This is a genomic window from Vreelandella sp. L-15 (assembly GCF_056857635.1).
In genome coordinates this window covers 1-25,413 of sequence record NZ_JBSXNN010000043.1, presented here as the reverse complement: position 1 = coordinate 25,413, position 25,413 = coordinate 1, and the positions used below count along the sequence as shown (strand labels likewise).

At 62.5% G+C, this 25,413-nt stretch carries 23 protein-coding genes and 1 riboswitch; of the genes, 6 read left to right on the top strand and 17 right to left on the bottom strand.

Annotation, left to right across the window (positions count from 1 at the left end; genetic code table 11):
* Nucleotides 1-83: 83 nt before the first annotated feature.
* The 17 genes from AC13CY_RS05785 to AC13CY_RS05705 all read right to left on the bottom strand — a co-directional run bounded on the left by AC13CY_RS05785 (nucleotide 84) and on the right by AC13CY_RS05705 (nucleotide 15,876).
* The gene (locus tag AC13CY_RS05785) at nucleotides 84-551 is read right to left on the bottom strand and encodes a hypothetical protein (RefSeq protein ID WP_483052379.1); all 468 of its coding nucleotides are present in this window, start codon (nucleotides 549-551) and stop codon (nucleotides 84-86) included.
* Between the two features lie 114 nt (nucleotides 552-665).
* Nucleotides 666-899: a hypothetical protein gene (locus tag AC13CY_RS05780; protein WP_483052378.1), complete on the bottom strand. Its 234-nt coding sequence runs from the start codon at nucleotides 897-899 to the stop codon at nucleotides 666-668.
* A gap of 461 nt (nucleotides 900-1,360) precedes the next feature.
* On the bottom strand, nucleotides 1,361-1,972 hold the full coding sequence (gene cobO, locus AC13CY_RS05775; protein ID WP_062360328.1) for a cob(I)yrinic acid a,c-diamide adenosyltransferase: 612 nt from the start codon (nucleotides 1,970-1,972) through the stop codon (nucleotides 1,361-1,363).
* A 34-nt stretch (nucleotides 1,973-2,006) separates the two neighbouring features.
* Entirely contained in the window at nucleotides 2,007-2,447 is a 441-nt protein-coding gene (locus tag AC13CY_RS05770) for a YtoQ family protein (RefSeq protein ID WP_044629351.1), read from the bottom strand.
* Between the two features lie 111 nt (nucleotides 2,448-2,558).
* Nucleotides 2,559-3,869, bottom strand: a complete 1,311-nt coding sequence (locus tag AC13CY_RS05765; protein WP_483052377.1) for a cobyrinic acid a,c-diamide synthase CobB — start codon at nucleotides 3,867-3,869, stop codon at nucleotides 2,559-2,561.
* 14 nt (nucleotides 3,870-3,883) lie between these two features.
* A complete protein-coding gene (locus AC13CY_RS05760; protein ID WP_062360323.1) occupies nucleotides 3,884-4,672 on the bottom strand; it encodes an ABC transporter ATP-binding protein in 789 nt (262 codons plus the stop codon).
* On the bottom strand, nucleotides 4,672-5,643 hold the full coding sequence (locus tag AC13CY_RS05755; protein WP_062360321.1) for a FecCD family ABC transporter permease: 972 nt from the start codon (nucleotides 5,641-5,643) through the stop codon (nucleotides 4,672-4,674). The genes AC13CY_RS05760 and AC13CY_RS05755 overlap by 1 nt, the downstream gene beginning before the upstream one ends.
* On the bottom strand, nucleotides 5,643-6,533 hold the full coding sequence (locus tag AC13CY_RS05750; RefSeq protein WP_054641778.1) for a cobalamin-binding protein: 891 nt from the start codon (nucleotides 6,531-6,533) through the stop codon (nucleotides 5,643-5,645). Before AC13CY_RS05750 ends, AC13CY_RS05755 begins: the two co-directional genes overlap by 1 nt.
* A gap of 13 nt (nucleotides 6,534-6,546) precedes the next feature.
* Complete coding sequence (locus AC13CY_RS05745; protein WP_054641777.1) at nucleotides 6,547-8,367, bottom strand: TonB-dependent receptor domain-containing protein; 1,821 nt, start codon at nucleotides 8,365-8,367, stop codon at nucleotides 6,547-6,549.
* Between the two features lie 141 nt (nucleotides 8,368-8,508).
* A riboswitch (cobalamin riboswitch) is annotated at nucleotides 8,509-8,743 on the bottom strand.
* A gap of 32 nt (nucleotides 8,744-8,775) precedes the next feature.
* Nucleotides 8,776-9,207: a bifunctional adenosylcobinamide kinase/adenosylcobinamide-phosphate guanylyltransferase gene (locus AC13CY_RS05740; protein ID WP_058578360.1), complete on the bottom strand. Its 432-nt coding sequence runs from the start codon at nucleotides 9,205-9,207 to the stop codon at nucleotides 8,776-8,778.
* Nucleotides 9,159-9,794 (bottom strand): histidine phosphatase family protein, encoded by a 636-nt coding sequence (locus tag AC13CY_RS05735; RefSeq protein ID WP_228168887.1) that lies wholly within the window; start codon nucleotides 9,792-9,794, stop codon nucleotides 9,159-9,161. The genes AC13CY_RS05740 and AC13CY_RS05735 overlap by 49 nt, the downstream gene beginning before the upstream one ends.
* Nucleotides 9,749-10,525, bottom strand: a complete 777-nt coding sequence (gene cobS, locus AC13CY_RS05730) for an adenosylcobinamide-GDP ribazoletransferase (protein WP_054641779.1) — start codon at nucleotides 10,523-10,525, stop codon at nucleotides 9,749-9,751. Before cobS ends, AC13CY_RS05735 begins: the two co-directional genes overlap by 46 nt.
* The gene (locus AC13CY_RS05725; RefSeq protein ID WP_044629358.1) at nucleotides 10,522-11,070 is read right to left on the bottom strand and encodes a bifunctional adenosylcobinamide kinase/adenosylcobinamide-phosphate guanylyltransferase; all 549 of its coding nucleotides are present in this window, start codon (nucleotides 11,068-11,070) and stop codon (nucleotides 10,522-10,524) included. The genes cobS and AC13CY_RS05725 overlap by 4 nt, the downstream gene beginning before the upstream one ends.
* Nucleotides 11,054-12,166 (bottom strand): threonine-phosphate decarboxylase CobD, encoded by a 1,113-nt coding sequence (cobD, locus tag AC13CY_RS05720; RefSeq protein ID WP_074210708.1) that lies wholly within the window; start codon nucleotides 12,164-12,166, stop codon nucleotides 11,054-11,056. The genes AC13CY_RS05725 and cobD overlap by 17 nt, the downstream gene beginning before the upstream one ends.
* Nucleotides 12,166-13,173, bottom strand: a complete 1,008-nt coding sequence (gene cbiB, locus AC13CY_RS05715; RefSeq protein ID WP_475317039.1) for an adenosylcobinamide-phosphate synthase CbiB — start codon at nucleotides 13,171-13,173, stop codon at nucleotides 12,166-12,168. Before cbiB ends, cobD begins: the two co-directional genes overlap by 1 nt.
* Nucleotides 13,170-14,261, bottom strand: coding sequence for a nicotinate-nucleotide--dimethylbenzimidazole phosphoribosyltransferase (cobT, locus tag AC13CY_RS05710; protein WP_483052376.1), 1,092 nt, complete (start codon nucleotides 14,259-14,261; stop codon nucleotides 13,170-13,172). The genes cbiB and cobT overlap by 4 nt, the downstream gene beginning before the upstream one ends.
* A 109-nt stretch (nucleotides 14,262-14,370) precedes the next feature.
* Complete coding sequence (locus AC13CY_RS05705) at nucleotides 14,371-15,876, bottom strand: efflux transporter outer membrane subunit (protein ID WP_474789827.1); 1,506 nt, start codon at nucleotides 15,874-15,876, stop codon at nucleotides 14,371-14,373.
* Nucleotides 15,877-16,024: 148 nt separating this feature from the next.
* Here AC13CY_RS05705 and AC13CY_RS05700 point away from each other — a divergent pair, with 148 nt between their 5' ends.
* From AC13CY_RS05700 to AC13CY_RS05675, 6 genes are all read left to right on the top strand, one after another.
* A complete protein-coding gene (locus AC13CY_RS05700; protein WP_052509936.1) occupies nucleotides 16,025-17,101 on the top strand; it encodes an efflux RND transporter periplasmic adaptor subunit in 1,077 nt (358 codons plus the stop codon).
* Between the two features lie 8 nt (nucleotides 17,102-17,109).
* Complete coding sequence (locus tag AC13CY_RS05695) at nucleotides 17,110-20,229, top strand: efflux RND transporter permease subunit (RefSeq protein WP_235253563.1); 3,120 nt, start codon at nucleotides 17,110-17,112, stop codon at nucleotides 20,227-20,229.
* A 202-nt stretch (nucleotides 20,230-20,431) separates the two neighbouring features.
* A complete protein-coding gene (gene edd, locus AC13CY_RS05690; protein WP_058578351.1) occupies nucleotides 20,432-22,321 on the top strand; it encodes a phosphogluconate dehydratase in 1,890 nt (629 codons plus the stop codon).
* Nucleotides 22,321-23,286, top strand: coding sequence for a glucokinase (glk, locus tag AC13CY_RS05685; protein ID WP_044629365.1), 966 nt, complete (start codon nucleotides 22,321-22,323; stop codon nucleotides 23,284-23,286). Before edd ends, glk begins: the two co-directional genes overlap by 1 nt.
* 17 nt (nucleotides 23,287-23,303) lie before the next feature.
* Nucleotides 23,304-24,173 carry an aldo/keto reductase gene (locus tag AC13CY_RS05680; protein ID WP_062360308.1) on the top strand — a complete coding sequence of 290 codons (870 nt, stop codon included), beginning with the start codon at nucleotides 23,304-23,306 and terminating at the stop codon, nucleotides 24,171-24,173.
* Between the two features lie 44 nt (nucleotides 24,174-24,217).
* A complete protein-coding gene (locus tag AC13CY_RS05675) occupies nucleotides 24,218-25,183 on the top strand; it encodes a PfkB family carbohydrate kinase (RefSeq protein WP_335589608.1) in 966 nt (321 codons plus the stop codon).
* Nucleotides 25,184-25,413 lie beyond the last annotated feature (230 nt).

Here is a 25,413-nt window from a genome sequence, read left to right as displayed (position 1 = left end):
TAACGCCTTGCTCACCGGAAAATTGGGCGCGCAGCGAGTAATTTTTCCGCGTGGAGCAACTTGTTAGCTCTCAATCTATCGGGCTATTTGATGGTAAAGTACGCAACACCGGCCGCCGCCGCGATAATCAGCATCACTTTTATTAACTTTCGGTTTCGTGGAGCTAGACCAGCCTGTTTGAGTTCAGACCTCCACAAGCGCTCTGCTGAAATGTATTGAGCCAACACTTTCTCAGCCTCAAACCCTAAGCCTGCAATGAGGGTTGAGCACGAATGCGCCGCTTTGTCTCGCTTGGCCTTCATACCTGCAAGGTGATACCAAGCCGAAATAAATGAGGATACGCCAACATAATCATCTAATTGCTGAAGCTCATCTCTGCTGGGCTGCACCAGTTGCTGAGTGTCAAATTTCCATTGGAGATTCGCTGCGTTAATTACAGCAGATTTACGCTCCATAAATGCGGCAACCATCTCAGGGCCATGAGACCGAATGGCATTCTCTAGATCTCGCGTGAGCTCTTCAATTTCATTCAGGATTTCAGTTGCTCGCACATGGACTCCTTGAAAGCTAACGCCCGAGCACAGCGGCACGAACAGCGTGAGTGTCCAGCACCGCAGGTGCGTGCTGATGCGACTGGTTATGTGAACGATTCAAATGAACCTGCCTCATTCAATTAAACTGTCGATGCCATCAGCTTCAATGGTTCGCTTCACTTCATCTAGCGCGGCTGCATCATTATCAAACTCGTCATCCCAGACCAACGAGCTATTCGATTCGTCGATAACTTCCAGTATCCAACCACCCTTATCACCACGATAAATATCAACCTGGATAGTTTTTCCATCCACGGTGATTGGCTGCGACAACGGGCTCATTTCAAGTTCAAACTCTTCTGTCATGACTTAACCTGTATACGATAAATAGTTCACATAACAGTGATTATACGCCCTTCCACATAACCAAAATTCGCGTGCCTGCTGCTTTTTACGGTTTAATCATACTCTATTGATAAATTTGGCTTTGGTCACGTAGATTTTTGGAAAAATTGCGTTGGGTCAAAGGATGGAGTGGTTTGAGGAGTGTGAGTGAGGGGATGTGGCGGGGCCGGGGCGGCTGGGGCCGCCTTCGCGCCGGGCCGCCGCTGCGGGTGGGGTGAGGTTTGGTGGCTTGATTGTCGCGAGCTAAAGCTTCCTGCCACAAGGGTGGGTGGGGTGAGGTTTGGTGGCTTGATCGTCGCGAGCTGAAGCTCCCTCCCACAATGGGGGCTTCGTGCCGGTGTCCGCGGCGGGTGGTTGGGGCTCAGTTCGCAACGTCTCGCACTAACCTGTCACTCCTCTCCCCTTCCACTTTTCGCCTCACTTCAAAGCTCGATGCCTTTCTGAGCTTTAATGCCTTGGTCTTTGAAGGCGTGTTTGACGACTTTCATTTCGGTGACGGTGTCGGCGAGGTCGATGAGGGGTTGGGGGGCGTAGCGGCCGGTGACGATGGCGTGTTGCATGTCGGGGCGGGCTTGTAGGTCGTCGAGGACCTGGTCTAGGTCGAGGTACTCGTAGCGTAGGGCGATGTTGAGTTCGTCGAGCAGTACCACGTGGTAGCTGTCGTCTTGGAGCATGCGCTTGGCTTGTTCCCAGGCGGCGTTGGCGGCGGCGACGTCGCGTGCGCGGTCTTGGGTGTCCCAGGTGTAGCCTTCGCCCATCACGTGGTAGTCCACGTTGGGCAGGTTGCGGAAGAAGGCTTCTTCACCGGTGCTGAACGCGCCCTTGATGAACTGTACCACGCCGACCTTCATGCCGTGGCCAAGGGCGCGGGCGAGCATGCCAAAACCGGAGCTGCTTTTGCCTTTGCCGGGGCCGGTGAGCACCAGCAAGATGCCCTGCTCTTTATCGGCGCGGGCAATGCGCTCGTTCATGATTTTTTGCTTGGCCGCCATGCGCTGGGCATGGCGTTCCGGGGTTTTGGCATTTTCGCGCATGGGGGGCTCCTTGGGGTGTTTTACGTTTTACGAGCTACGCTTTCAGCACGTAACGCAGGGTTTCCACGACCTGATCGGTGGTGGTGCACCAGGCTTGCGCTTGGGCGTCGACTTCTTTCAGCGGGTGAACGATCTCTTCGCTGTGCAGCGTGATGTAGGGCTTGGCCAGTGCCGCGCAGTAGCCTGCATCGAAGGCGGCGTTCCACTGCTTGTACTTGTCGCCGAAGCGCACCACCACCAGATCGGCTTGTTCGATCAGGGTGCGGGTGCGAATGGCGTTCACTTTGGAGGACTGGTGGTCACGCCAGAACCCGTTCTCCGGTTTGCCCAGGTGGTCGCCAGCGGCATCAGAGGCGTCGTGGTCGGTCACCGGGGCGGTGAAGACCACGTCCAGGCCTGCGGCTTCTGCGCCGCGCTGGATCTCTTCGCGCCAGTCAGTGTGAATCTCGCCGGAAAGGTAGACGTAAAAGCTCATGGTAGCTCCTTTAGGGTTGGGGAGTGTCTCGCCGCTCTATGATAGCCCACTGCTGCTTTATGGAAAAACCTTCCATATTTTTGGGCTTATAGCTGCGCGCTCCCCTGCCCGTTACTCCGCTAGGTGAATTAGTTGGCCGGTGAAAATATCCGCCACCAATTTAGGCGCGGAGGGAAAGTAGCCGTGGAAATAGCTGGCGATCAGCGCGCCCTCACGGTAGATGGGTTCGGCTTCGCTACCAGCCAATTTGCGGGTGCGGGCCAGCGGTTGCATGGAGGTGTCCAGCAGCGAGTGATGGTAGGTGTGGCCGCGCAGTTCGCCGCTTTGGGTGTGCAGGCTTTGCAGCCCAAGTGCTGTCAGCTTACCGGCCATTTTGGCAGTGCCGGGCAGTAGCCCCATCATCGTGTGGCCTGTGCCTTCACCGTCGACCAGCTGCTCGACGCAGCTCATTAGCCCGCCGCACTCGGCGAGTATCGGTTTGCCTGCGCGGTGGTGGGCGCTGATCGCCTCTCGCATCGGTTGATTAGCAGTAAAGCGGGCGGCGTGAAGTTCCGGGTAGCCACCGGGCAGCCAGAGGGCGTCGCATTCTGGCAGTGTAGAATCGTTGAGCGGTGAGAAGAAGTGCAGCGCCGCGCCCATCTCCTCTAATACATCGAGATTGGCGCGGTAGATAAATGCGAAGGCGTCGTCTTTGGCGATGGCGATACGCACGCCGCGCAAATAGTCCGGTGCAGGCGTGGGGGCGTCAGCACTTAGCGATACCTCTTTAGGCAGGCGACCTAGCCCAGCTTCTTCTAACACCTTGGCGGCGGCGTCTAGCTGGGCATCCAGGCCGCTGAGCTCACTGGCTTGCACCAGGCCCAGGTGGCGGTCGGGGATCTGCATGGCCTCGTGGCGGGGAATGGCCCCCAGCAGGGCAATGCCTTCCGGCATGCTCTCATTCAGCAGCTTGCCGTGGCCGGGGCTGCCGATGCGGTTGGCGATCACTTCGTGAATGGCGAGGTCGGGGTGGTAGTTGGCCAGGCCTTGGGCCACCGCGCCAAAGGTTTGCGCCATGCCCCAGGCATCAATCACCGGCAGCGCGGGGATGCCCGCCAGGATGGCTAAGTCCGCACTGGAGGGTGAGCCATCGAATAGCCCCATGGAGCCCTCCACCAAAATCACGTCAACTTCTTGGGCGGCTTTGGCTAAGCGCCAGCGGCACTCGTGCTCGCCGGTCATCCAGGGGTGAAGCTGATACACCGGCTGGCCGGAAGCGACTTCTTGCACCATGGGGTCTAGGTAATCGGGGCCGTGTTTGAAGACCCGCACGGTGCGCCCGGCGTTACGGTGCAGCCGTGCCAGCGCCGCCGTGACCATGGATTTTCCCTGACCCGAACCGGGGGCGCTGATGAGCGCTGCGTGTGCTTTACCTTGCAACATGTCTCTTCCTTAAATCACTCATGGTCGGTAAGGGGTGCCTGGATGGGCACAAACACCGGCGCACCATCCACATCTACCGTAGCCAGCCGCTGTTGGTAGAGCCGCTCTAGGGCGCTGGGCACCAGCATGGTGTCTCGTGGGCCCCAGCAGGCTTCGCCGCTGGGGTATAGCAGCAAAATGTGGTCGCACCAGCGGGCGGCCAGGTTGAGGTCGTGCAGGCACATCATCACCGCGCTGCCCTGGGCGGCCTGTTCGGCCATCAGCGCCATCACCGCACTTTGATGGTGCAGATCCAGATGGTTGGTGGGCTCGTCGGCCAGCCAGAGGCTGGGGGCCTGGGTCAGTACCGTGGCCACGGCCACCCGCTGGCGTTCGCCGCCGGAGAGCGTGTTCACCAGGCGGTCGCGCAGGTGGGCCACGTCCAGCGCGGCCAGCGCGGCCTCGGCGCGGGCGTAGTCGTCGGCCCCTTCCATCTGCCACAGGGAAAGGTAGGGGTGGCGGCCTATCAGCGCGGTCTCCAGCACCGTGGCGGGAAAGCCATCTAGCCGCTCTTGAAACACCAGCCCTAGGCGTTGGGCCACTTGCCGCCTGCGCAGCTGGCTTAGCGGCGTGTCGCCTATCAGCACCTGCCCTGAACGGGGGGCGTTCAGCCCCGCCAGCGTATGCAACAGCGTAGTTTTACCCGCGCCATTGGGGCCAAGCACGCCCCACACCTGCCCCGGTTCAATGGTGAGGTTCAGCGCCGTGCCTTCGCTACGCCCTGGCACGTTAATGATCAGGTCTTGAGTCGCCAAGCGGGTCATCAGCGGCTCCGGTAGAGCAAAAAGAGGAAGGTGGGCACACCCAGCAGCGCGGTAATCACGCCTACGGGGAGCTGCTCGGGGGCAATCATGGTGCGCGCTAGGGTATCGGCGAGTACCAGCAGCGTGCCGCCTGCCAGGGCGCAGGCAGGTAAAATCAGCCGCTGGTCGTTGCCGAGCAGCAGGCGCAGCATATGGGGCACTACTAGCCCCACAAACCCAATGCTGCCTGCGGTGGTCACGGCGGTGGCGGTCAAGAGGCTGGCGGCAATGTAAATTCCCCACTCCAATGGGCGAACATCCACGCCCAGGGCGGCGGCCTGCTGGGGGCCACGGGCCAGTACGTTGAGGCTGCGCCCCAGGGGTATCAGCAATACACAGGTGGCGATTAATAGCAGCAGCGGCGGCCACGGCGCGCGAGCGTAGGATAAATCCCCCATCAGCCAGTAGAGCATCCCCGGCAGCCGCTCGGCAGGGCTTAGCGCGAGCATCAGGGTAATCACTGCGCCCCACCCCGCGGCCACGACCACGCCCGTCAGCAACAGCCGGGCAGGCGTCCAGCCGCCGCTGCCGTGGGCTAGGCCAAACACTAAAAACGTAGAGAGCAGCGCGCCTAAAAATGCCGAACCCGAAATAAGCACACCGCCCATCCCGGCCAACATGGCCGCCAATGCCCCCATCGATGCCCCGCCGGAAAGCCCCAGTACGTAGGGGTCTGCCAGCGGGTTACGCAGCAGCACCTGCATCAAGGCACCGGCCACCGCCAGCAGCCCGCCCACCGCAAAGGCAGAAAGCGCCCGTGGCAGGCGAAGCTCGATCACCATGGTACGCGCCAGCGCATCGCCCTGGCCCTGCACCACCGCCCAGAGCTGCGCTGCCGAAAGCTGCGCGCTACCCACCGCCAGAGACAATAGCATGGCGGCCACGGCGATCAACGCCAACAGACCAAGGGGGTGCCACAGGCGCGCCACCATCAAGAGGCCCCGCGCTTTTGGCGAGTTTGTTCAAGTTTCTCACACAGAATTTGTGCGCCTTCCAACAGGCGCGGAGTGGGCCGCTGAATTAAAGAAGGTGGCACAAAATAGAGGTTATCGCCCGTTACGGCGGCTAAATTGGGGTACTGTTCCCAGTGGGTGAGCCAGTGGCGGTTCTCCTCCCCCATTCCTCCAGCAATAATGGCCTCGGGGTTGGCGGCCAGCACGGCTTCGTCATCCAGTCTTGGCACCAGCCGTTCCAGCTCGCCAAAGACGTTCTCGCCGCCGCAAAGCTCTACTACCTGACCAATCAGATGTTCGTTATTAACGCTCATCAGCGGCTCGTCCCACACCTGATAAAACGTGGGTACCGGGTCGCGCTCCCTGTAGCGGGCGGTGAGCGCGGCCATGCCGTCTCTAAACTCGCTAGCCGCCTGCCGCCCAGTTGGTTCAGTTCCCGCTAAACGGGCCAGTCGCTCAATGGTGTGGGCGACGTCTTCCACGCTACGCGGCTCGATGTAGAACACCGGCATGCCCAGCGCTTCTAGGGTTTCCATCTGCTCGGCGGGGTTACCTGTTACCCAGCCGATGACTAAATCCGGGGCAAGCCCGACCAGGGCCTCTAAATCAATCCGCGTATGGCTGCCCACCGAAGCCACTTCTTGGGCTTGCGGCGGGTAGTCGCTGTAACTCACCACGGCCACGACCTGATCTCCTGCGCCTGCGGCGTAGGTCAGCTCCGTTGCCCCTGGGGAGAGCGTGGCAATACGCCGTGCAGCGTTGTGCAGGCATACTTCGCGGTCACGATCATCCACCACGCAGCGTGAGTGGTCGTGGCCCTGGACAGGTATGGCTATGAGCAAAAACGCGAGGCCCAAGGCCCCGCGCATTAACCCACGTTGGCTACTGGCCAAAGTGAACACTCAAGAACCCTGCCCGGCCTGCGTTGATGTAGTCACGCGAGGTTTCATACTCTTTATCAAAGGCATTTTCTACCGTAACACGGGCCGTCCAAAGCGGTGCAAACTGCCATCCCGCACGTAGATTAACCAACCCATAGCCACCCAATCGCTGAGTATTAGAGGCATTATCATAGCGGTAACCTTGTGCTACTAACGACCCTCCCAATGACCAATCGCCAAGCTCGCGGTCAGCATCTAGCCGCACACTTTGGCTAGCACGGCGGGCTAGTCGATTGCCTGTTTCCTGATCTTCCGGGTCCAGGTAGGTATAGGCAGCTTGCAGTACCCAGTCGTTGACTTCTACGCCGCTTGAAAGCTCAGCACCGCGAATACGCGCATTATTGACGTTTTGTGGCGCCCACAAACCGCTTGGCGTCGGCGCCCAGGCAATCAGGTCGTCGTAGTCGTTTTGGAAGACGGCCACGTCCCAGAACCACTGGCTGTACTGGCCGCGAACGCCCACTTCAACGGTTTCAGATTTTTCCGGATTGAGATCAGGGTTGCCAGAGTTCGGCCAATAGAGGTCATTAAAACTCGGGGCTTTAAACGCCGTGCCTATACTGGCGCGCAGCGTATGGTAGTTATCCAGTTCGTAGCCCAGCGCCAAGCTGCCGGTCACTTCATCGCCATAGGCCTCGTTGTCGTCGTAACGCAGGCTTGCCTGAATAGCAAACGGCGAAAAGTCGAGCAGCGCTTGCGTAAATACCGCGGTGTTATCGCGACTGGTGACCTCAAACTCATTGGTGCTTGAAACGCGGTCTTCGCTAATTTCAGCGCCCGCGATTACCTCATGGGCGCCGAGCTGGATGTTGTTTTGCCAGCGAGCGGTTTGGGTGCGGGTATCAATCACCGACCCACCGAAGTTATCCATCGTGTCCAGCTCATCGCGGGCTTCGCTTAGCGTTAACCGACTGCGCCAGGTAGTAGTTACCGGTAGCTCACCGTAAATACCCGCCACCTGCTGAACGAAGTCATTCTCACCGCCATCATATTCGTTGTGGCCGCGAGCGCGCAGCGCCAGCACGCCCACTTCAGCGCCACTCTCGAAGGTGTGTGCAACACGGGCCAGCGCCGAGGTGTTGTCGTAGCCTTTGTCTTCGCCACCGCGACGAATGGGCTGGCCGTCGGTATTGAAATGGCTACCGGCAAAACTGTAGCGCGTGCCGCCTTCGCGTCCAGAAATACCGGCACTTACCCGCTGGGTATTGAATGAACCACCGCCGATGGAAATATTGGGTTGCGGGCCTTGTTCGTCACCATCAGGGGTAAAGAGCTGTATCACGCCGCCAACGGCATCCGCGCCGTAAAGACTACCCCGCGGGCCGCGCACGATTTCCGCGCGGTCAAACATACGAGGATCTAAATACTGAAAAGCGGCACTACCCGCTGTGGCTGAACGCAGCCGAATGCCATCTATCATTAGCACGTTTGCATCGCCGGGCGCACCACGCAAAGAAACGCTGCCGCTTTTACCAAAACTGCCGTTGCTGGTGACATCAACGCCCGGCTGGCCGCGTAGAAGATCGGTTAGGCTGGTGGGGTCTTGGCGGCGAAAAGTAGCTTCATCCAGCACGCTAACGGATGAGAGGCTTTCATTGGCGGTGCGGGGCGCTAATGCAGCGGTGACAACGACAGGATCAAGCGCCGCTAATTCCGTGGTCGCTTCGGCGTACTGGGCCTGGGCTGAAAAGGAGATGGCCAGCGGCAGTGCTGCCATCGCAAATGCCGCCCGTGTGGCGGTGGTGTGAAAACGGTGGTTCATGAAAGGTCCCTTGCTCACTGTGCTCACCCGCACAGCGTGTTTTTAGTGGCCGGGCAGGGGCACACAAGGGAAAACAGCGGCTGAAAGCCACTGGTATTCGCCCTCCACATGCCCTCCGCATGCCGGTAATCTTTGGCTTTTTTTAGCCGTCACTCTTAGGCCGGTCTCCGGGCTGACGAGCGAAAGGGGCGGCTTAACGTAAGCGCCATACCTTTCCGAACGACCACCTTCCCATGCGTAAGCACAGTGGCGTCTCTAGCCGTTCTTATCTCGATCACCGTTGCGGGGGCAGCGTTGGATTCACAAAAAACGTTCACCAACTTCCCGTTTAATTGATGGCGTTAGTGCCACCAGCACCTGAGAGTGCGCGTAAACTAGCAACTTGTTAGAGGTTGGTCAATTTACCGTCTAGCCTTTCAGCGCCTGTAATAGGCCGTGGCGCACGTACCATACCTGCTCAGCGTGGGCGGCGGCATCCTGGGTGAACCAGCCGTTTAAATCGCGCAGGCGGCGCTGGTCTCGGGCGATGGGCACCAGGCCACGACCCAGTTCGTTGGCAATAATCACCAGCGTGACGTTATCCTCTGCGGCGGTTTGGTTTAGGCGCTGTAAATCTTCCCGCCACTGGGCTCGCCACTCGTCGCTGCTGAAGTCAGAATCCTGCGCGGCGGTGAGCCACTCAAACAAGCCGTGGAGCACCAGCGGCGTATTCGGTAGCATGACGTGGGCGACCTCATGAAGGCGCTGGCCAGGGGCTAAGCGCCACCATACCGCACTGGGGAAGCGTTGTTTTACAGCGTCGCGCTTACCTGCACTGGCACCGCCGATGAATAGTTGCATTGCCATTCTCCTTTTCCATCCTCACCTGCCTGATACGCGAGCTGCCAGCGCCGTCCTTGGGCCTGATGCACAATTCCCTCCCAAAAATCGAGGGTTTCAAAACGGCGGCGTAGCTCACGAATCACACCGCCGTGGGTCACCACTAACACTTTTTGATAGCCATACTGCTGAGTGTGTGTCGCGACATCGTCGAGCCAAGCATCTAGACGTTCGCGCAGCTGGCCAGAAGACTCTCCACCGGGAATTTGCAGCTCTCCGGCGCTATCAATCCAGGCGCGATAGTGCGGCAATTCTTTTAATTCATCGTAAACCTTGCCTTCGTACTCGCCAAAATCGAGCTCCCGTAGGCGCGGTTCGGCATAGACGGGTATACCCGGTTTTGCTGCTTGTGACCACGCCAGCGTTTGCTGGCAGCGGCCAAGGTCACTGGCATAAATCGCGTCAAAGCGTTCATCCATCAGGGCTTTCCGAAGCGTTAGCAGCCCTTCCTCCGCATCGGGAAACAGCAGCGGAATATCCCGCTGGCCCTGGTAACGGCGCTCTAAATTCCAGGCGGTGATACCGTGACGAACTGCCACCAACTCCACATTAAGACCAGTAGCCAAAGCTCTCCTCCTTCAATGGTGGCACCGACCATATCGCCGTTAATGCCGTTAAATAGACGCAGCAGCGCCGCACGCGTCAGCGCTAACCAACACGCGACTGCGACCAGCCATAGCGCCATTGCGGGCCATACCAACGCCAGCGGTAGCAACGGCACCAGCGCTAGCCCAACATCGCGGCAGCTGAGCGACTGCTGCCAGCTCCAGGCCAGGCCGCGTGAGTGGGCGCATGGGGTCAGTACAAGTAGCGCGACTCCCGCCCAACGCCCCAACGCGGGCACCACCATCAGCCACCACAGCGGCGCGTGATACTGCAGCAGCGCCCAGAGCAGCACGCCCTTCCAGGCCAGCAAAAACAGCAGCGCTAACATACCGAAGCTGCCGATTTGTGGGTCTTTCATGATCTCCCAGCGCCGTTCCAGCGGCTGGTTGCTACCCAGCGCATCGGCCAGATCCATCACGCCATCCAAGTGCAGGCCACCGGAAATGGCCACCCACAGGCTAAGCAGTACCAGCGCCGCGATGGGCGATGGGGTTTGCCACTGGCCCAACAGCAGGGCGACACAGGCCAGCAGCGCCCCCACCATCAGGCCCACCAGCGGGTAGGCGCGAATGGCCCAGCGCCGGGTGGCCGGTGTCCAGGGGCAGGCAACGGGGAGCGGCAGACGCGTCAGAAACTGCAGCGCCAGCAGCATGCCGTACAGAGCGTGTTTCATGGTGCGCCAGCCGCCTTCCATTCGATGGACTGCCCGGCCACCACCTCCACCACCCGGTCGGCCTGGGCCGCCAGCCAGCGGTGCAACCCTTGCAGGAATTCCACGTAGCGCCACACCTCTGCCGAGGCAGGCAGGAGCGCTTCGTTGAGATCGTTGGAGACCACCACCAGCGTCACCCCCCGGCGGCGGGCATCGTGAAGCGCACGCACCAACAGCGCAAAGGCTTCCGTTTCGCTGACCGGTGCGGCGTCCTCCTGAGTATTGAACATCACCTGGCTGGCCCAGAGGGTCAGGCAGTCCAACAGGGCGGCATGGCCGTTGGGCACCTGGGCCACGGCCTGTTCGATGTTGAGCGGGGCTTCCAGGGTGACCCAGTGGTTGGCGCGGCGGGCCTGATGATGGCCTACCCGTTCGGCCATTTCGCTATCGTAGATGTCGGCGGTGGCCACGTAGTAACACGTCTTGCCGTCGGCGTACTGCTGAACACACTGCTCCGCCACCAGGCTCTTGCCCGACCGAGCCCCTCCACTAACAAAGACAATCATTCAGCACCTTTGACAACCGATCATTGGTCACACCATCACGTAGCGCCAGCCTTAGCCAACCACCCTTCAGGCCAGCAAAACCATGGGTATGTCGCGCCAGCATACCTTGGTGAAGCAGGCGCTCAAGCAGCACGATACTGGAAATGCCCCGCTGCCGCTGGGCGGCCCCAGGCCGCACCAGATGAAAGCAGCTGTGGCTGGGCACCACCTCCAGCCCCAGCGCGGCCAGGGCAGCGCCCATGCGTGGCTGCTCACGGGCCAACCACTGGTGGGTACGCCGGGCAAAGCCCTCATCCGCCAGCAGCGGCGGCACCAGTTCAGCAGCCAGATGATTGACGCTCCAGGGCGGTTGCTGCGCCTGAAGCTGAGCGATACGCCCCTCATCGGCCAGCACGTAGCCCAGCCGCAGGCCCGGCAGGGTAAAGAATTTGGTCATGGAGCGCAGCAGGATCAACGCCGGGTAGCGTTGGAGCAGCGGAGTCAGCGGTGCAGCCTCCAATGCCAGGTCGATGAAGGCTTCATCCACCACCAGCGAGGCCCCCGGTTTCAAGGCGCCCAGCAGCGCCTCGATAAGCGCCACGGGCAGCAGCGTGCCGGTGGGGTTGTTGGGGCGGCAGACGAACACAACATCAGCGCTGGCTGCCGCCTGCAGCAACGCGGCCGCGGGCGGGTCGAAGGTGCCCGGCAACAGGCCAAGCTCGCTGATGCGCACACCGTGGGCGTTGCAGGCCCGGGCATACTCGCCAAAGGTAGGAGTGACGATCAGCGCCTGCTGGCCAGCGTGGTGCGCCGCCGCCAGAAAGATGGCTTCCGCACCGCCGTTGGTGAGCAGTACCTGCCCCGGCTCCACGCCTGCGTGTTCGGCAATCGCCTGCCTGGCGGCGCGGTAGTCCGGTTCGGGGTAGCGGCCCAGCCCAGCCAGGCGCTGGGCCAGGTAGCCGGTTACCCAGCCGGGCGGGCCCAGCGGGTTCAGGTTGGCGCTGATATCTTCCAGCGGGTGGTCGGCAGGCAGGCCAAAGCGCTGCAGCAGCGCGGCGGCCTGGCCACCGTGGCTTGGCCAATGATGGAGAGGCAGGTTGCCGGGCTGGTCGCGCATCACCCGGCCCCCGTAGCCATCACGAGGCACAGCTGCAGGAAGAGCAGCAGCAGGAAGAACAGCAGCCAGGCCCCGTGCATCAGCCAAATCGTGGTAGTGATGTGGCTGGCTTTCAGTAAATCATGGGCGGTGCCCAGCGTGGCCCGGTGTGATACTTGCCCCTGGTAGACGTTGGTGCCGCCCAACTGGACGCCCAGCAAATTCGCCACCATCGCCTCGGGCCAACCCGCGTTGGGGCTTGGATGGCGGGGCGCTTCGCGCCAGGTGGCCGCCAGGGCGCCCCGCCAGCGCAGAGGTGAGCGGTGAAACACCCCATACAGCACGCCCGCCAGCCACAGGCACAGGGCGGTCAGCCGGGCAGGCAGCCAGTTGGCAAGGTCGTCCAGCCTGGCCGAGGCGTAGCCGAAGTCGCCGTAGCGCTCGTTCCGGTAGCCCACCATGGAGTCCAGCGTATTGATGGCCTTGTAGGCCAGCGCCAGCGGCGCGCCCCCCAGCAGCGCAAACAGCAGCGGCGAGGTAATGCCATCGACGGTGTTTTCCGCCACGGTTTCCACCGCGCCCCGGGTAATCTCGGCTTCATCCAGAGCCTGGGTATCACGCCCCACCACTCTGGACAGCGCCTGCCGCGCGCCGGGCAAATCGCCCTGCCGCAACGGGGCGGCAATGGCCCGCCCGGCATCCGCCAGCCCCTTGATGGCCAGCGTGGTGGCCAGCAGCCACAGCTCGGCGGCCAGCCCCAGCCAGGGGTGCACCCACGACAACAGCGCAAGCCCCAGCCAGGCCACCGACAAGGTGCCCAGCACCACCACCAGGGTAAGGCACCCGCCCAACAGGCGCCGCCGCTGGGGGCTGCCTTTGTTCCAGCGGTGCTCCAGGGCGCTAATCGCCTTGCCGAGGATCACCACCGGGTGGGGCAGCGCGCGCGGGTCCCCCACGATCAAATCGATGACGATGGCCAGCGCGACCCATCCGGCCAGAGCGGGCAGGCTCAGCAAGTCGAGGCTCATGGTGCCTTGCCACTCACCCTCGCCTGGGAGAACGTGGCCATGTCACTGAGCATGGCGGCAGCGGCCTGTAGCAGCGGGTAAGCCAGCGCCGCCCCACTGCCCTCGCCCAGGCGCATTTCCAGGGCCAGCAGCGGCTGCGCCGCCAGGGCTTCCAGCGCCAGGACGTGGCCCGGCTCCGCCGAACGGTGGCCAAACACCAGGTAGTCGCACAGTGCCGGGGCCATGCGGCAGGCGGTCAGGGCCGCCACCGTGGCAATGAAGCCATCCACCACCGCAGGCACGCGGTGGGCCGCCGCCGCCAGGTACGCACCCGCCATGGCGGCAATTTCCAGGCCGCCCAGCTTGCACAACACCTCCAGCGGGTCGTCAGGATTCGCCTGGCGATTGGCCAGCGCCCGCTCGATAACCGCCGCCTTGTGGGCCTGCTGGGTGCTGTCGATACCGGTGCCCGCCCCCACCACCTGGGCGGCAGGCACCCCTAGCAAGGCCGCCAGCATGGCGCTGCTGGCGGTGGTGTTGGCGATACCCATTTCGCCCACGATGAGCCCATTGGCCCCCGCCTGTACGGCCCGCTCGACCGCTGCCATGCCGGCCTGCATGGCCTGGCGCGCGTCGTCCAGCGGCATGGCGTCGTGGTGCAGCATGTTGGCCGTGCCCGAACGCACGCGGGCATCGGTGGCTCCCGGCAGCGGTCGCGGCGACGCCACACCGACATCCACCACGTCCACCCGAGCTCCCAGCTGGCGGGCAAACACGTTGATGGCCGCGCCCTGCTGAACGAAGTTGGCGACCATCTGCGCGGTCACCTCCTGTGGAAACGCCGACACGCCTTCAGCGGCCACGCCATGGTCGGCGGCAAACACCACCACGGCAGGGCTATCCACCCGAGGGCGGGCGCTGCCCGTGATGGCGCTGAGCTGAATCGCCAGCGCTTCGAGCCTGCCCAGGCTGCCGGGCGGCTTGGTCAAGGTATCGAGGTAGGCACGAGTGCGCTCAGCGGCGGCGGCATCGACGGGGCCGATATCAGGCAGCCAGGGGTAAGCGGCAAGGGAGTCAGAAGCGGCAGCAGAGGACGCGCTGGGAGGCATGGCAGCTCCAGTGGCAGCAAAACCAGAGATGAAGTGATCGCAAGCGCAGCATGGTAACAGATGCGGGCGGCCAGCGGAGCCGCCCGGGCTGTGGTTACCGTACCGGCAATCAGTAAACGGGGGTTTCCTGCCAGCCACCCCCCAGCGCCTTGAACAGCGTGGCCGTGGCCGCCAGCTGTTCACGGCGCGCACCGGCCTGGGCCAAACGGGCCGAGAGCAGGTTGCGTTCGGCGTCCAGGCGCTCCAGCTGGCTCACCTGCCCCTGGTCGTACATCAGCACGGCCAGCTCCCGGGTACGGGCAACGGCCTCCAGCTGTTCGTCGATGGCGGCCAGCCGTCGCTCGCTGAAGTCGTAGCTGTAGAGTGCATCGCGCACTTCGTTGAAAGCGGTCAGCACGGTCAGGCGATACTGCGCTTCGGCCTGTTCGGCCAGCGCTTCGGCGCTTTCCACCCCGGACTGGCTACGACCGAAGTCGAACAGCGGCCCCATCACCGAGGCCCCGACGCCCCAGGTGCGGGCCACATCGCTGAACAGATCACTGGTGCTGGCGGCCGCAGTGCCCAAAAAGGAGCTGAGATTGAGCGACGGCAGGCGGTTGGCCTCGGCCACGCCGATCTGGGCGGTGGCCGCGATCAGCGCCGCTTCTGCCGAGCGAATGTCGGGCCTGCGCTGGAGCATCGCCGACGGCATCATGGCAGGTATGCCCACCGGCTGGGCCAGGTCGTCCAGCCGCGACGTGCCGGTGTCCAGGGTAGTCAGCAGCTCATCGGGGGACATGCCCACCAGCGTGCCCAGGGCCCCGCGCAGGGTTTCCACCTGCTGCTTGAGCGACGGCAGCTCTGCCTGCAGGTTGCGCCACTCGGCTTCGGCCTGGCGCAGTTCCAGTTCGCTGATGTCGCCATGCTCGAAGCGCAGCGCCTGAAGGCGATAGGTCTCCTGGTACGCGGCCAGGGTCTCCTCCATCAGCGCTTGCTGGGCTTCGGCACTTTTCAGGCTGACGTAGGTGGTGACCACGTCACCGATCACGCCCAGCTCGGCGGCGTCTCTGGCAAACAGGCTCTCCTGCAGGGCGGCCATGGCCGCAGCGCGCTGGTTGGCTAGCCGCCCCCACAGGTCGATTTCATACTCCAGGCTAGCGGCCAGGGAGTACTGGTTGTTGGTGGAGGTCAGCAGCTCCTGCACGTTGTTGGTGGAGGTCAGCAGCTCCTGCACGGGCTGAACATCGATGGGCAGCGCCGCCCCCGGAGTGCGCTCACGGTTGGCTTCGGCCTGATAGCCCACGGTGGGAAAGCGCTCGGCATCGGCAAACCCCAGCTGGGCCCGGGCCTCGCGAATGCGCGCCAACTGAATCGCCAGTTCGAGATTATCTTCGCTGGCGCGCTCGACCAGCCGGTTCAGCGCCGGGTCTTCGAAGCGCTGCCACCAGCGGTGCCAGTCGTCACGGGCCTGCTGCTCCAGAGTGATATGGGCAGGCCAGCTCTCCGGCAGCTCAATGTCGGGCGTTTGATACTCCGGGCCGACCGCACAGCCTGCCAGCAGCAAGGCCAGCGCCGAGGCAGTGGTGAACGGTTTGAGGCGGGGGCCCCACGGGCGATTCCTGTGCACGCTGATCATCCTTGCAGTTCGGGTGAATACCGATTTAGGGCGGCGTTTAACCAAACACCTGTTCGAAGTGGCTAAGAGTACCTATTATAGGGGGCTGACGAAACAGGGGATACATCACACCACCGTGATCCCCCATTGACTTGCAGGGAGGCATTGGATGAGGTTCATCCGCAAGGGGAAGTGGCTACCCACTCTGGCCGGGTTGCTGGCATGCGTGACGTTATTGGCAGGTTGCAGAGACGCCGAAGAGCCCCCCGAGCCTCCGGCTCAGGTGGTCAAACTGTTCGAAACCGGCCAGCAGCAGGCCTTCTCGGGCCGTCGTTTTGTGGGTCGCGTCGATGCCGTGAGCACCGTCAATCTGGCCTTTCAGGTGGGCGGCCGCCTGACCACCTTTCCAGCCGTACAGGGCACCACGCTGGCCAAAGGCGAGCTGATCGCCCAGCTCGATCAAACCGATTACGCCTTGCAGGTGCGCGCCGCGGAAGCGGAATTGTCCCAGGCCCGCCAGCATCTGCAGCGGCAGGAAAATCTGTATCGCCATAACGCCGTCTCCGCCTCGGTGCTGGAAGCGGCCCGCACTGATGCCGAGCTGGCCGCTACCCAGCTGGAGAGCGCCCGCCAGGAGCTGGCCTACACCTCATTGTACGCGCCCTTTGATGCGCTGATTGCCCGCCGCCTGGTGGAAAACCACACCACGCTGCCGCCCAATGCCGAAGTCGTCCGTATTCAGGACATCTCGGAGCTGCGCATTCGCATCAACGTGCCCGAAGCGCTGATGCAGCATCTCGATGGCGAACACGGTTTCAACGCCGAAGCCGAGATCGCCACGCTGCCCGGCGAGCGCATTGCGCTGGAGTACCGCGAACACATCACCGAGCCCGACGAGGTCGCCCAGACCTATCAGGTGGAGTTCGCGCCCGCCCAAGGCGAGCACCTGGTGGCGCTGCCCGGCACCACGGCCACCGTGTTCATCGAGCCCGCCGAGCGGCTGGTGTCCGGGGTGATGATGATTCCAGCCAGCGCCCTGGACACCACCGAGAGCGGTGATTTTCGCGTGTGGGTCTACGACCCCGACGAGGGCACGGTATCGCCCCGGGAGGTCACCGTGGGTGAGCTGAGCGACGACGCCGTGATGCTGGTGGCAGGCGTTCAGCCTGGCGAGTCGATTGCGGCGGCCGGGGTACACCTGCTGCGCGACGGCATGCGCGTCAAACCGCTGGATAACGCCCTCTAGGAGCCGCCATGAACATCGCCAAGCTGTCCATCGAACGGCCTCTCAATACCTGGCTGATCGTGGTGATCTGCCTGTTGGGCGGTATCTGGGGATTCAATACGGTGGGCAAACTCGAAGACCCCGCCTTCACCATCCCCAACGCCATCATCAACACGCCCTACCCCGGCGCCACCGCCGTTGAAGTGGAAGAAGAGGTCACCGAACGTCTGGAGCGCGCCATCCAGGAGATGGAGCAGATCGACGTCATAGAATCGAAGTCGCTGCCCGGGCGCTCGGAAATCCAGGTGGAAGTCCACTCCAGCTACCGCAGCCACGAACTGCCACAAATCTGGGATGAGCTGCGCCACAAGATCAACGATGCCCAGGGGGCCCTGCCCGAGGGGGTGCTGGGCTCCCAAGTCAACGACGATTTCGGTGAAGTGTACGGCCTCTTCTATGCGGTCACGGCCGATGGGTTCACCACGCGGGAGATCCGCGATATTTCGACGTTTCTTCAGCGCGAGCTGCTGGCAGTACCCGGCGTGGCCAGGGTGACCACCGCAGGCGAGCGGGAAGAGACCATCTACATCGACATCTCCAACGAGCGCCTGACCACCCTGGGCATTCCCATCAATCAGGTCATCAACACCATCCAGACCGAAAACGCCGTGGAAAACGCGGGCAGCCTGCGGGTAGGGGAACGCCAGGTGCGGCTGGTGGCGCGTAGCGACATCGACAGCACCGCGCTGATCGAAGCCATCCGCATCGGCCGCCCCGGCACCACCGAACAGGTGTCGCTGATGGATATCGCCACCGTCTACCGCGAGCCCAGCGACCAGCCCAACCAGCTGATTCGCTATAACGGCGAGGATGCCTTCACGCTCGGCATTGCGGGCGCCGCCAACGACAACATCATCGAAGTGGGCGAAGCCGTCGAAGCCCGCATGGAAGAGCTGAAAAGCCGCCTGCCGCTGGGCGTAGAGCTACATCCTCTCTACGAACAGCACCATGTGGTCAACGATGCCATCAACGACTTCCTGCTCAACCTGGCCATGTCGGTGGCCATCGTGATCGGGGTGCTGTGCCTGGCCATGGGCTGGCGCATCGGCGTGGTGGTCGGCAGTACCCTGCTGCTCACCGTGCTGGGCACCCTGCTGTTCATGGGGCTGTTAAACATCGAGATGGAGCGTATCTCGCTGGGGGCGCTGATCATCGCCATGGGCATGCTGGTGGATAACGCCATCGTGGTCGCCGAAGGCATGGTCACCAACATCAAGCGCGGCCAGCGCGCCAAGGAGGCTGCAGGCAGCGCCGCCAAGCGTGCCCAGCTGCCGCTACTGGGCGCCACGGTGATCGGCATCATGGCCTTTGCCGGTATTGGCCTGTCGGACGATGTCACCGGCGAATTTCTCTACTCGCTGTTCATGGTCATTCTGGTGTCCCTGATGCTGAGCTGGCTGCTGGCGATCACCGTCACCCCGCTGTTTGGCTACTACCTGCTGCGCCAGAAAGGCGACGACGAGGATCAGCCCGCTGACGAGCAGCAAGCAGACGAGCACCAGGACGAAAACGAGAACGACGACGAGCCCAGCAAGCGCGAGCTGTACGGCGGCCTGCTCTATCGCGCCTATCGCCGGGTGCTGCTGCTGGCGCTGGGCATGCGCATCGTCACCGTCAGCGCGCTGGTGCTGATCACCGCCGTGTGCCTGTGGGCCTTCAGCCTGATTCCCCAGTCGTTCTTTCCGGACTCCAACACGCCGCTGTTCTTCGTCAATGTGGAGCTGCCCCAGGGCACCGACATTCGCTCGACCGCCGACTACGCCGCCGATATCGAGGCGTATATCCTGGAGCAGGAGGACGTGGTATCGGTGGCCAGCTTCATCGGCCAGGGCGCTACCCGCTTCATGCTCACCTACGCCCCGGAGCAGCCCAACACCGCCTATGCCCAGTTCATCGTGCGCACCGAAGACCTGGACGCCATTCCCGCGCTGGACCAGCGCTTCTACCGAGAGCTGAACGAAGCGTTTCCCAGCGCGCAGGTACGCACCCAGCGGCTGCAGTTCGGCCCGGGCGATGGCGCGGGCATCGAAGCGCGCTTTCAGGGGCCCTCCCCGGAAGTGCTGCGCTCGCTGGCCGACCAGGCCCAGCGCATCATGGCCGACAGCCCCTACCTGATCGACCAGCGTACCGACTGGCGTCAGCAGGAGTTGGTGGTGCGGCCGCGCATCAACGAGGAGCGCGCCCGCATTGCCGGGGTCAGTCGTGAAGACATCACCCAGACTCTACAGTTTGCCTCGTCGGGCATTCGGGCAGGCACCTACCGTGAAGGCGAGCACCTGCTACCCATCGTTGCCCGCCCACCGGCGGCCGAGCGGGACGATGTGGCACTGCTGGAAAACCGCAACGTGTGGAGCGCCGCGCAGCAGCGCTTCGTGCCCATCAGCCAGGTGGTCTCCTCCTTCGATACCGATAGCGAGGAAGCGCTGATTCAACGCCGCAACCGGGTGCGCACGTTGACCGTCGGGGCCGACCCCGCCGAGGGCTATACCGCCGCCCAGGCCTTCGGCGGCATTCGCGAAGAGATCGAGGCCATGACGCTGCCACCGGGCTACCAGCTGAGCTGGGGAGGTGAACACGAGGATTCCGGCGATGCCCAGGAGGCGCTGGCCCAGCAGTTGCCCATCAGCCTGCTGGTGATGCTGCTGACCTCGATTTTGCTGTTTGGCAAGCTCAAGCAGCCGCTGATCATCTGGCTGGTGGTGCCCATGTCGGTGTGTGGCGTGGTGATTGGCCTGCTGGTGACCGGCCTGCCCTTCTCGTTTACCGCCCTGCTGGGCATGCTCAGCCTGTCGGGCATGCTGATGAAAAACGCCATCGTGCTGGTGGACGAGATCGATGGGCAGATCAAGGAGGGCAAGGCGCGCTTTTCTGCTCTGGTGGACGCCAGCATCAGCCGCTTGCGGCCGGTCTTCCTGGCCGCTGGTACCACCATCCTCGGCATGCTGCCGCTTTTGGCCGACGCCTTCTTCAACAGCATGGCGGTGACCATCATGGGCGGCCTGGCGTTTGCCTCGCTGCTGACGCTGATTGCCGTACCCACCCTGTATGCCATGCTGTTCCATATCAGCAGCGACGAGGTCGACTCCTGAGCAGGCGCGTTCGGCCCATGAGCGCTTTTTGGCTATCATGGGCTGGACGCTGGGATCATCCGGCTCATCCTTTCGGGTAATAAAACTACAGCTTAATCTATAAATAGCGTTTTTATTGCCGTAAAGTCTCTTATATCGACGCCACAAGATGTAAAATAACTACAAATCTGGATTCACCGTCTCTACACATGCAGAGGTCTCTATGCCTGGTTCAACACCCGCCACACTCAATCCTACGGTTGCTAAGGTTACCCAACGTATTCGTGAACGCTCTGCCGAGCGCCGCGCTCTCTACGAGCGCCGCATGGCCGACCAGCACAAGCGTGGCGTGCATCGTGCCGAGCTCTCCTGCGGCAACCTGGCCCACGGCTTTGCTGCCTGTAGCGCCCAGGAGAAAGACTCCCTGAAGCTGATGAACAGCGCCAACCTAGGGATTATTTCTTCGTACAACGACATGCTCTCGGCCCACCAGCCGTTTGAAACCTTCCCGGAAACCATTAAAGCGGCCGCCCGCGCCATGGGTTCTACCGCGCAGTTTGCCGGTGGCGTACCCGCCATGTGCGATGGCGTGACCCAAGGCCAGCCGGGCATGGAACTCTCGCTGTTCTCCCGCGATGTAATTGCCATGGCCACCGCCGTGGGCCTGTCGCACAACATGTTTGATGCCGCGCTTTACCTCGGCGTATGCGATAAAATCGTTCCCGGACTATTCATTGGCGCGGCGCGCTTTGGTCACTTGCCCGCCATGTTCGTACCCGCAGGCCCGATGCCGAGCGGCTTGCCGAACAAGGAGAAAGCGCGCATTCGCCAGCTCTACGCCGAAGGCAAGGTGGGCCGCGAGGAGCTGCTGCAGGCGGAGTCCGACTCTTACCACAGCCCCGGCACCTGCACCTTCTACGGCACCGCCAACTCCAATCAGCTGATGATGGAAGTGATGGGCCTGCACCTGCCGGGCACCTCGTTCGTCAACCCGGGCACCGAGATGCGCGAAGCGCTCACCCGCTACGCCACCGAGCAGGCCATTCGCAACACCGAACCCGGCGGCGAGTACCGTCCGTTCTATAAGCAGATCGACGAGCGCGCCATCGTCAACGCCGTGGTCGGCCTGCTGGCCTCCGGTGGTTCGACCAACCATACCATGCACCTGATTGCTATGGCGGCAGCGGCGGGCATTACCCTTAACTGGGATGACTTCACCGATCTGTCAGCGGTCACCCCCAGCCTGATGAAGGTGTACCCGAACGGCCAAGCAGACATCAACCACTTCCAGGCCGCAGGCGGCATGAGCTACCTGTTCCGCGAACTGCTAGGCGCGGGCCTGCTCCACGGCGATATTCCCACCGTGTTTGGCACCGACCTGACCGCTTACACCCAAGAGCCCTTCCTGGAAGATGGCAAAGTGGTCTGGCGCGAAGGCCCGGAAAACAGCCTGGACGAAGAAGTGCTGCGCCCGGTCGCGACACCCTTCGCTCCCACCGGCGGCCTGACCGTGATGAAAGGCAACCTGGGCCGTGGCGTCATCAAAGTCTCGGCGGTAGCCGAGGAGCACCGCATCGTCGAAGCGCCGGTGAAGATCTTCGAAGACCAAAACGAGATGAAAGCGGCGTTCGAGTCGGGCGAGCTGGACCGCGACGTGATCGTCGTCGTGCGCTTCCAAGGCCCCAAAGCCAACGGCATGCCCGAGCTGCACAAACTAACACCGTTCCTGGGCGTACTTCAGGACCGTGGCTTCAAGGTGGCCCTCGTCACCGATGGCCGCATGTCCGGCGCATCGGGCAAAGTACCCGCCTCTATCCACATGAGCCCGGAAGCGCTCGACGGCGGCCCGCTGGCCAAGCTGCGCGATGGCGACGTGGTGCGCCTGGATGCCAACGCCGGTACTCTGGAAGCCAAGGTAGACGCCGCCACCTGGGCCGAGCGTGAGCTCGTTGTCGCCAATTTGGATCACTACCATGTGGGCCTGGGCCGCGAGCTGTTCTCGGGCTTCCGCCACTTGGCAATGCGCGGCGAAGAGGGCGCAGGCTCGTTGGGCGGCTTCGAAGCCGACGATCTCGCTCGTCAAGAAGGTCAGATTTTTCAAGAGGACGCCTGATGCGACCGGCATTAATCGGGGACATTGGCGGCACGAATGCTCGCCTAGCGTTGGTCACGCCGGGCGAGGTCACGCCCCACGACATTCTTAACCTACCCTGCGCCGATTACCCCGGCGTGATCGAAGCGATTCAGGACTATCTCGCTCGGGTAGGCGCAACGGGCGATAACGCCCCGCAAGAAGCCTGCTTGGCGTTCGCCTGCCCGGTGCACGCCGAGCGGGTAAAGATGACCAACAACCATTGGGACTTTATGAAAAGCGACGTTCAGCAGGCGCTGAATCTGTCGCTGTTCAAAGTCATCAATGACTTCACCGCCCAAGCACTGGGCGTTCCCCACGTGGGTGAAGACAACCTCGTCGAAGTGCAGCCTGGTGAAGCCCAGTCGCACTCGACCCGCTTGGTCATCGGCCCCGGTACGGGTTTGGGCGTGGCCGGGGTGTTCCCCGGCCAGCATGCCTGGATTCCGCTGCCGACCGAGGGCGGCCACGTTACCTTTGCGCCTACCGACACCACCGAACGCGCGCTGCTGGACGTGTTCTTACAGCGCCACCAGCGGGTGAGCGTCGAGCGCATTCTGTGCGGCCAGGGGCTGCTAGAGCTATACCAAGCCCACTGCACCCTGGAAGGCCAAACGCCGCGCTGCGAGACCCCCGCCGAAGTGACCCAAGCGGCCAACCAGGGCGATGCCCTGGCCACGGCTACCCTGCTGCGCTTTTTGAAAATTCTCGGCGACGTGTGCGGCGATGCCACCCTGACCATGGGTGCGCGCGGCGGCGTGTATCTCTGCGGCGGTATTCTGCCCCGCCTGTTGGACTGGCTGCCCAAGTGTGAGCTGCGCGCAAGTTTCGTCAATAAAGGGCGCATGGGCGCTTACAACGCCGACATCCCGGTGAGGATTGTGACTCACCCGTGGACCGGCCTGCTGGGTGCCGCCGAAGCGCTGCATAACGAAGAAGTCTTTTAAACTGACGGAAATACGCCATGGCTGCTGTGACCTTTGACGTGCCGTTCGTACTCGGCATGATGCGCCTGCATGAAGCGCAAGAGATGCACCAGGCGAGCCATTTGGCCGACTGGATCGAAGCTCGCTTAGAGCAGGGCTTGCACTGGTTCGACCATGCCGACATTTACGGCAACGGAGCTTGCGAAACGCTATTCGGCCAGGCGCTGCGCGCCCGCCCGGCCCTGGCCAAGCGGCTCCACGTGGTGACCAAAGCCAGCATTGCCAACGACAACCCGGCCCCCGGTTCCGGCAAGGTCAAGCACTACAATGCCAGCCCGGACTACTTGGGCCGCGCCATTGACGATGCGCTGGGCCGCTTGGGTGTCGAGCGTCTGGATCACTTTCTGATTCACCGCCCGGACCTGCTGATGGACGCCGCCGCAACAGGCCGTGCGCTGGATGACGCCATAGAGGCAGGCAAAATCGGCGCGGCGGGGATTTCCAACCATCTGCCCAGTCAGTGGCGCAGGCTGCAACGCCATATGCATCACCCGCTACGCGCCAACCAAATCGAGCTTTCGATTGCCCATAGCGCGCCGTTGTTTGACGGCAGCTTTGACGACCTCGGTGCCGATGGCCATGCGCCCATGGCGTGGTCTCCGCTGGCGGGCGGCCAACTGATGCAGGGTGAAGTGAGCCGCGTATTGAACCGTTTAGCAGGCGAGCTTAGCAGCACCCCCGGCGCGCTGGCGCTAGCATGGCTGCGCACCCTGCCCGGCCGCCCAGCACCGGTGGTGGGCAGCGTGAAACCGGAGCGTATTGCCGATATGCTGAACGGCCCGGAAACGCTGCCCAGAGAAACTTGGTATGAACTGCTGGAGGCCGCCCGCGGCCACTGCGTCGCTTAGTACGCTCACTCAACATTGATGCCAATAATGACAAGGAAAGACCTATGACACCGGTGATTGCTTTCGGTGAAGCCTTGATTGATATGCTCTCTAGCCGCTTGGGCGATAACACAGGGCAGGAAACCTTTACCCCCTATGCTGGCGGCGCGCCCGCCAACGTGGCGGTGGCCTGCGCACGGCTCAACGTGCCCAGCCAGTTTTTGGGCATGGTGGGTGATGATACGTTTGGGCACTTTCTAATTCGTGAGCTGAAAAGCCACGGCGTGGATACCCAGGGCGTCGTGCTTACCAAAGAAGCGCGCACGGCGCTGGCGTTTGTCTCCCGCGACAGCAGTGGCGAGCGCACCTTCGATTTCTACCGCCCACCGGCCGCCGACCTGCTCTACCGCTTGGAACACCTTCCCCACGGCGTGTTCGAGCAGCCCGCCATCGTTCACCTGTGTAGCAACAGCCTGACCGACACCGACATTGCCGAGACCACCCTCGCGATTGCCGCCATGGCCAAGCGCGCAGGCTGCCTTGTGAGCGTGGACGCCAACCTGCGCCACAACCTGTGGGCAGAGGGTGCGGCAGATCCTTGGCTGGTCACCGAGCTGGTCGATAGCGCCGAGCTGGTCAAAGTCTCTCTCGAAGAGCTGGACTACCTGCGTGGCGACCACCCAAAGGAAGCGTGGCTCGCCGAGCGCATGGCCGCAGGGGTGAAGGTGATTGTAATTACCGACGGCCCCAATAATGTAGTACTCAAAGGCATCGGCATTGACCAAACCGTGACGCCACCCAGCGTCACGGCGGTGGACACCACCGCCGGTGGCGATGCCTTTATTGGCGGCCTGCTCGCGGAGCTTTCAAGCTACGGCATCAGCGAGAGCTGGCACCAGGACAGCGCGTTTCTCACCCGCGCGGTGGACATTGCCTGCCGCTGCGGTGCCCACGCGGTCACCCGCCCCGGCGCGTATGCCGCGCTGCCCACCCACGCCGACATCGAAGCCCTGCGCAGCTCGGCAGGCTAGCACTGAGCGTCGTCGAGGCCGCTACTCGACGGCGCTTTGGATGCCCCCTTCTGCCACCTCCACCCGCCCACTGACGACTTCCAACGTCACCTAGCGTCTCCCCACTTTTCCACAGGTGGTGCTGTAACTGCCTGAATAGCGTTGAAAATTTCAGTGCTATCAACGAGATCGGGGGCTTTCCCGCCGGTATCATGTTGTTACCCCTAACACCATGAACCAAAAGGAAAACC

Bases quoted from the DNA above. Each gene is read 5' to 3' on its own strand.
- cbiB (WP_475317039.1), bottom strand. From the start codon at position 13,173: ATGAGCCTCGACTTGCTGAGCCTGCCCGCTCTGGCCGGATGGGTCGCG.
- AC13CY_RS05760 (WP_062360323.1), bottom strand. From the start codon at position 4,672: ATGACCCGCTTGGCGACTCAAGACCTGATCATTAACGTGCCAGGGCGT.
- AC13CY_RS05695 (WP_235253563.1), top strand. From the start codon at position 17,110: ATGAACATCGCCAAGCTGTCCATCGAACGGCCTCTCAATACCTGGCTG.
- glk (WP_044629365.1), top strand. From the start codon at position 22,321: ATGCGACCGGCATTAATCGGGGACATTGGCGGCACGAATGCTCGCCTA.
- AC13CY_RS05745 (WP_054641777.1), bottom strand. From the start codon at position 8,367: ATGAACCACCGTTTTCACACCACCGCCACACGGGCGGCATTTGCGATG.
- AC13CY_RS05740 (WP_058578360.1), bottom strand. From the start codon at position 9,207: ATGCAACTATTCATCGGCGGTGCCAGTGCAGGTAAGCGCGACGCTGTA.
- AC13CY_RS05680 (WP_062360308.1), top strand. From the start codon at position 23,304: ATGGCTGCTGTGACCTTTGACGTGCCGTTCGTACTCGGCATGATGCGC.
- edd (WP_058578351.1), top strand. From the start codon at position 20,432: ATGCCTGGTTCAACACCCGCCACACTCAATCCTACGGTTGCTAAGGTT.
- cobD (WP_074210708.1), bottom strand. From the start codon at position 12,166: ATGCGCGACCAGCCCGGCAACCTGCCTCTCCATCATTGGCCAAGCCAC.
- AC13CY_RS05780 (WP_483052378.1), bottom strand. From the start codon at position 899: ATGACAGAAGAGTTTGAACTTGAAATGAGCCCGTTGTCGCAGCCAATC.
- cobS (WP_054641779.1), bottom strand. From the start codon at position 10,525: ATGAAACACGCTCTGTACGGCATGCTGCTGGCGCTGCAGTTTCTGACG.
- AC13CY_RS05755 (WP_062360321.1), bottom strand. From the start codon at position 5,643: ATGGTGGCGCGCCTGTGGCACCCCCTTGGTCTGTTGGCGTTGATCGCC.
- AC13CY_RS05675 (WP_335589608.1), top strand. From the start codon at position 24,218: ATGACACCGGTGATTGCTTTCGGTGAAGCCTTGATTGATATGCTCTCT.
- AC13CY_RS05765 (WP_483052377.1), bottom strand. From the start codon at position 3,869: ATGTTGCAAGGTAAAGCACACGCAGCGCTCATCAGCGCCCCCGGTTCG.
- AC13CY_RS05700 (WP_052509936.1), top strand. From the start codon at position 16,025: ATGAGGTTCATCCGCAAGGGGAAGTGGCTACCCACTCTGGCCGGGTTG.
- cobO (WP_062360328.1), bottom strand. From the start codon at position 1,972: ATGCGCGAAAATGCCAAAACCCCGGAACGCCATGCCCAGCGCATGGCG.
- AC13CY_RS05750 (WP_054641778.1), bottom strand. From the start codon at position 6,533: ATGCGCGGGGCCTTGGGCCTCGCGTTTTTGCTCATAGCCATACCTGTC.
- AC13CY_RS05705 (WP_474789827.1), bottom strand. From the start codon at position 15,876: ATGATCAGCGTGCACAGGAATCGCCCGTGGGGCCCCCGCCTCAAACCG.
- AC13CY_RS05725 (WP_044629358.1), bottom strand. From the start codon at position 11,070: ATGATTGTCTTTGTTAGTGGAGGGGCTCGGTCGGGCAAGAGCCTGGTG.
- cobT (WP_483052376.1), bottom strand. From the start codon at position 14,261: ATGCCTCCCAGCGCGTCCTCTGCTGCCGCTTCTGACTCCCTTGCCGCT.
- AC13CY_RS05770 (WP_044629351.1), bottom strand. From the start codon at position 2,447: ATGAGCTTTTACGTCTACCTTTCCGGCGAGATTCACACTGACTGGCGC.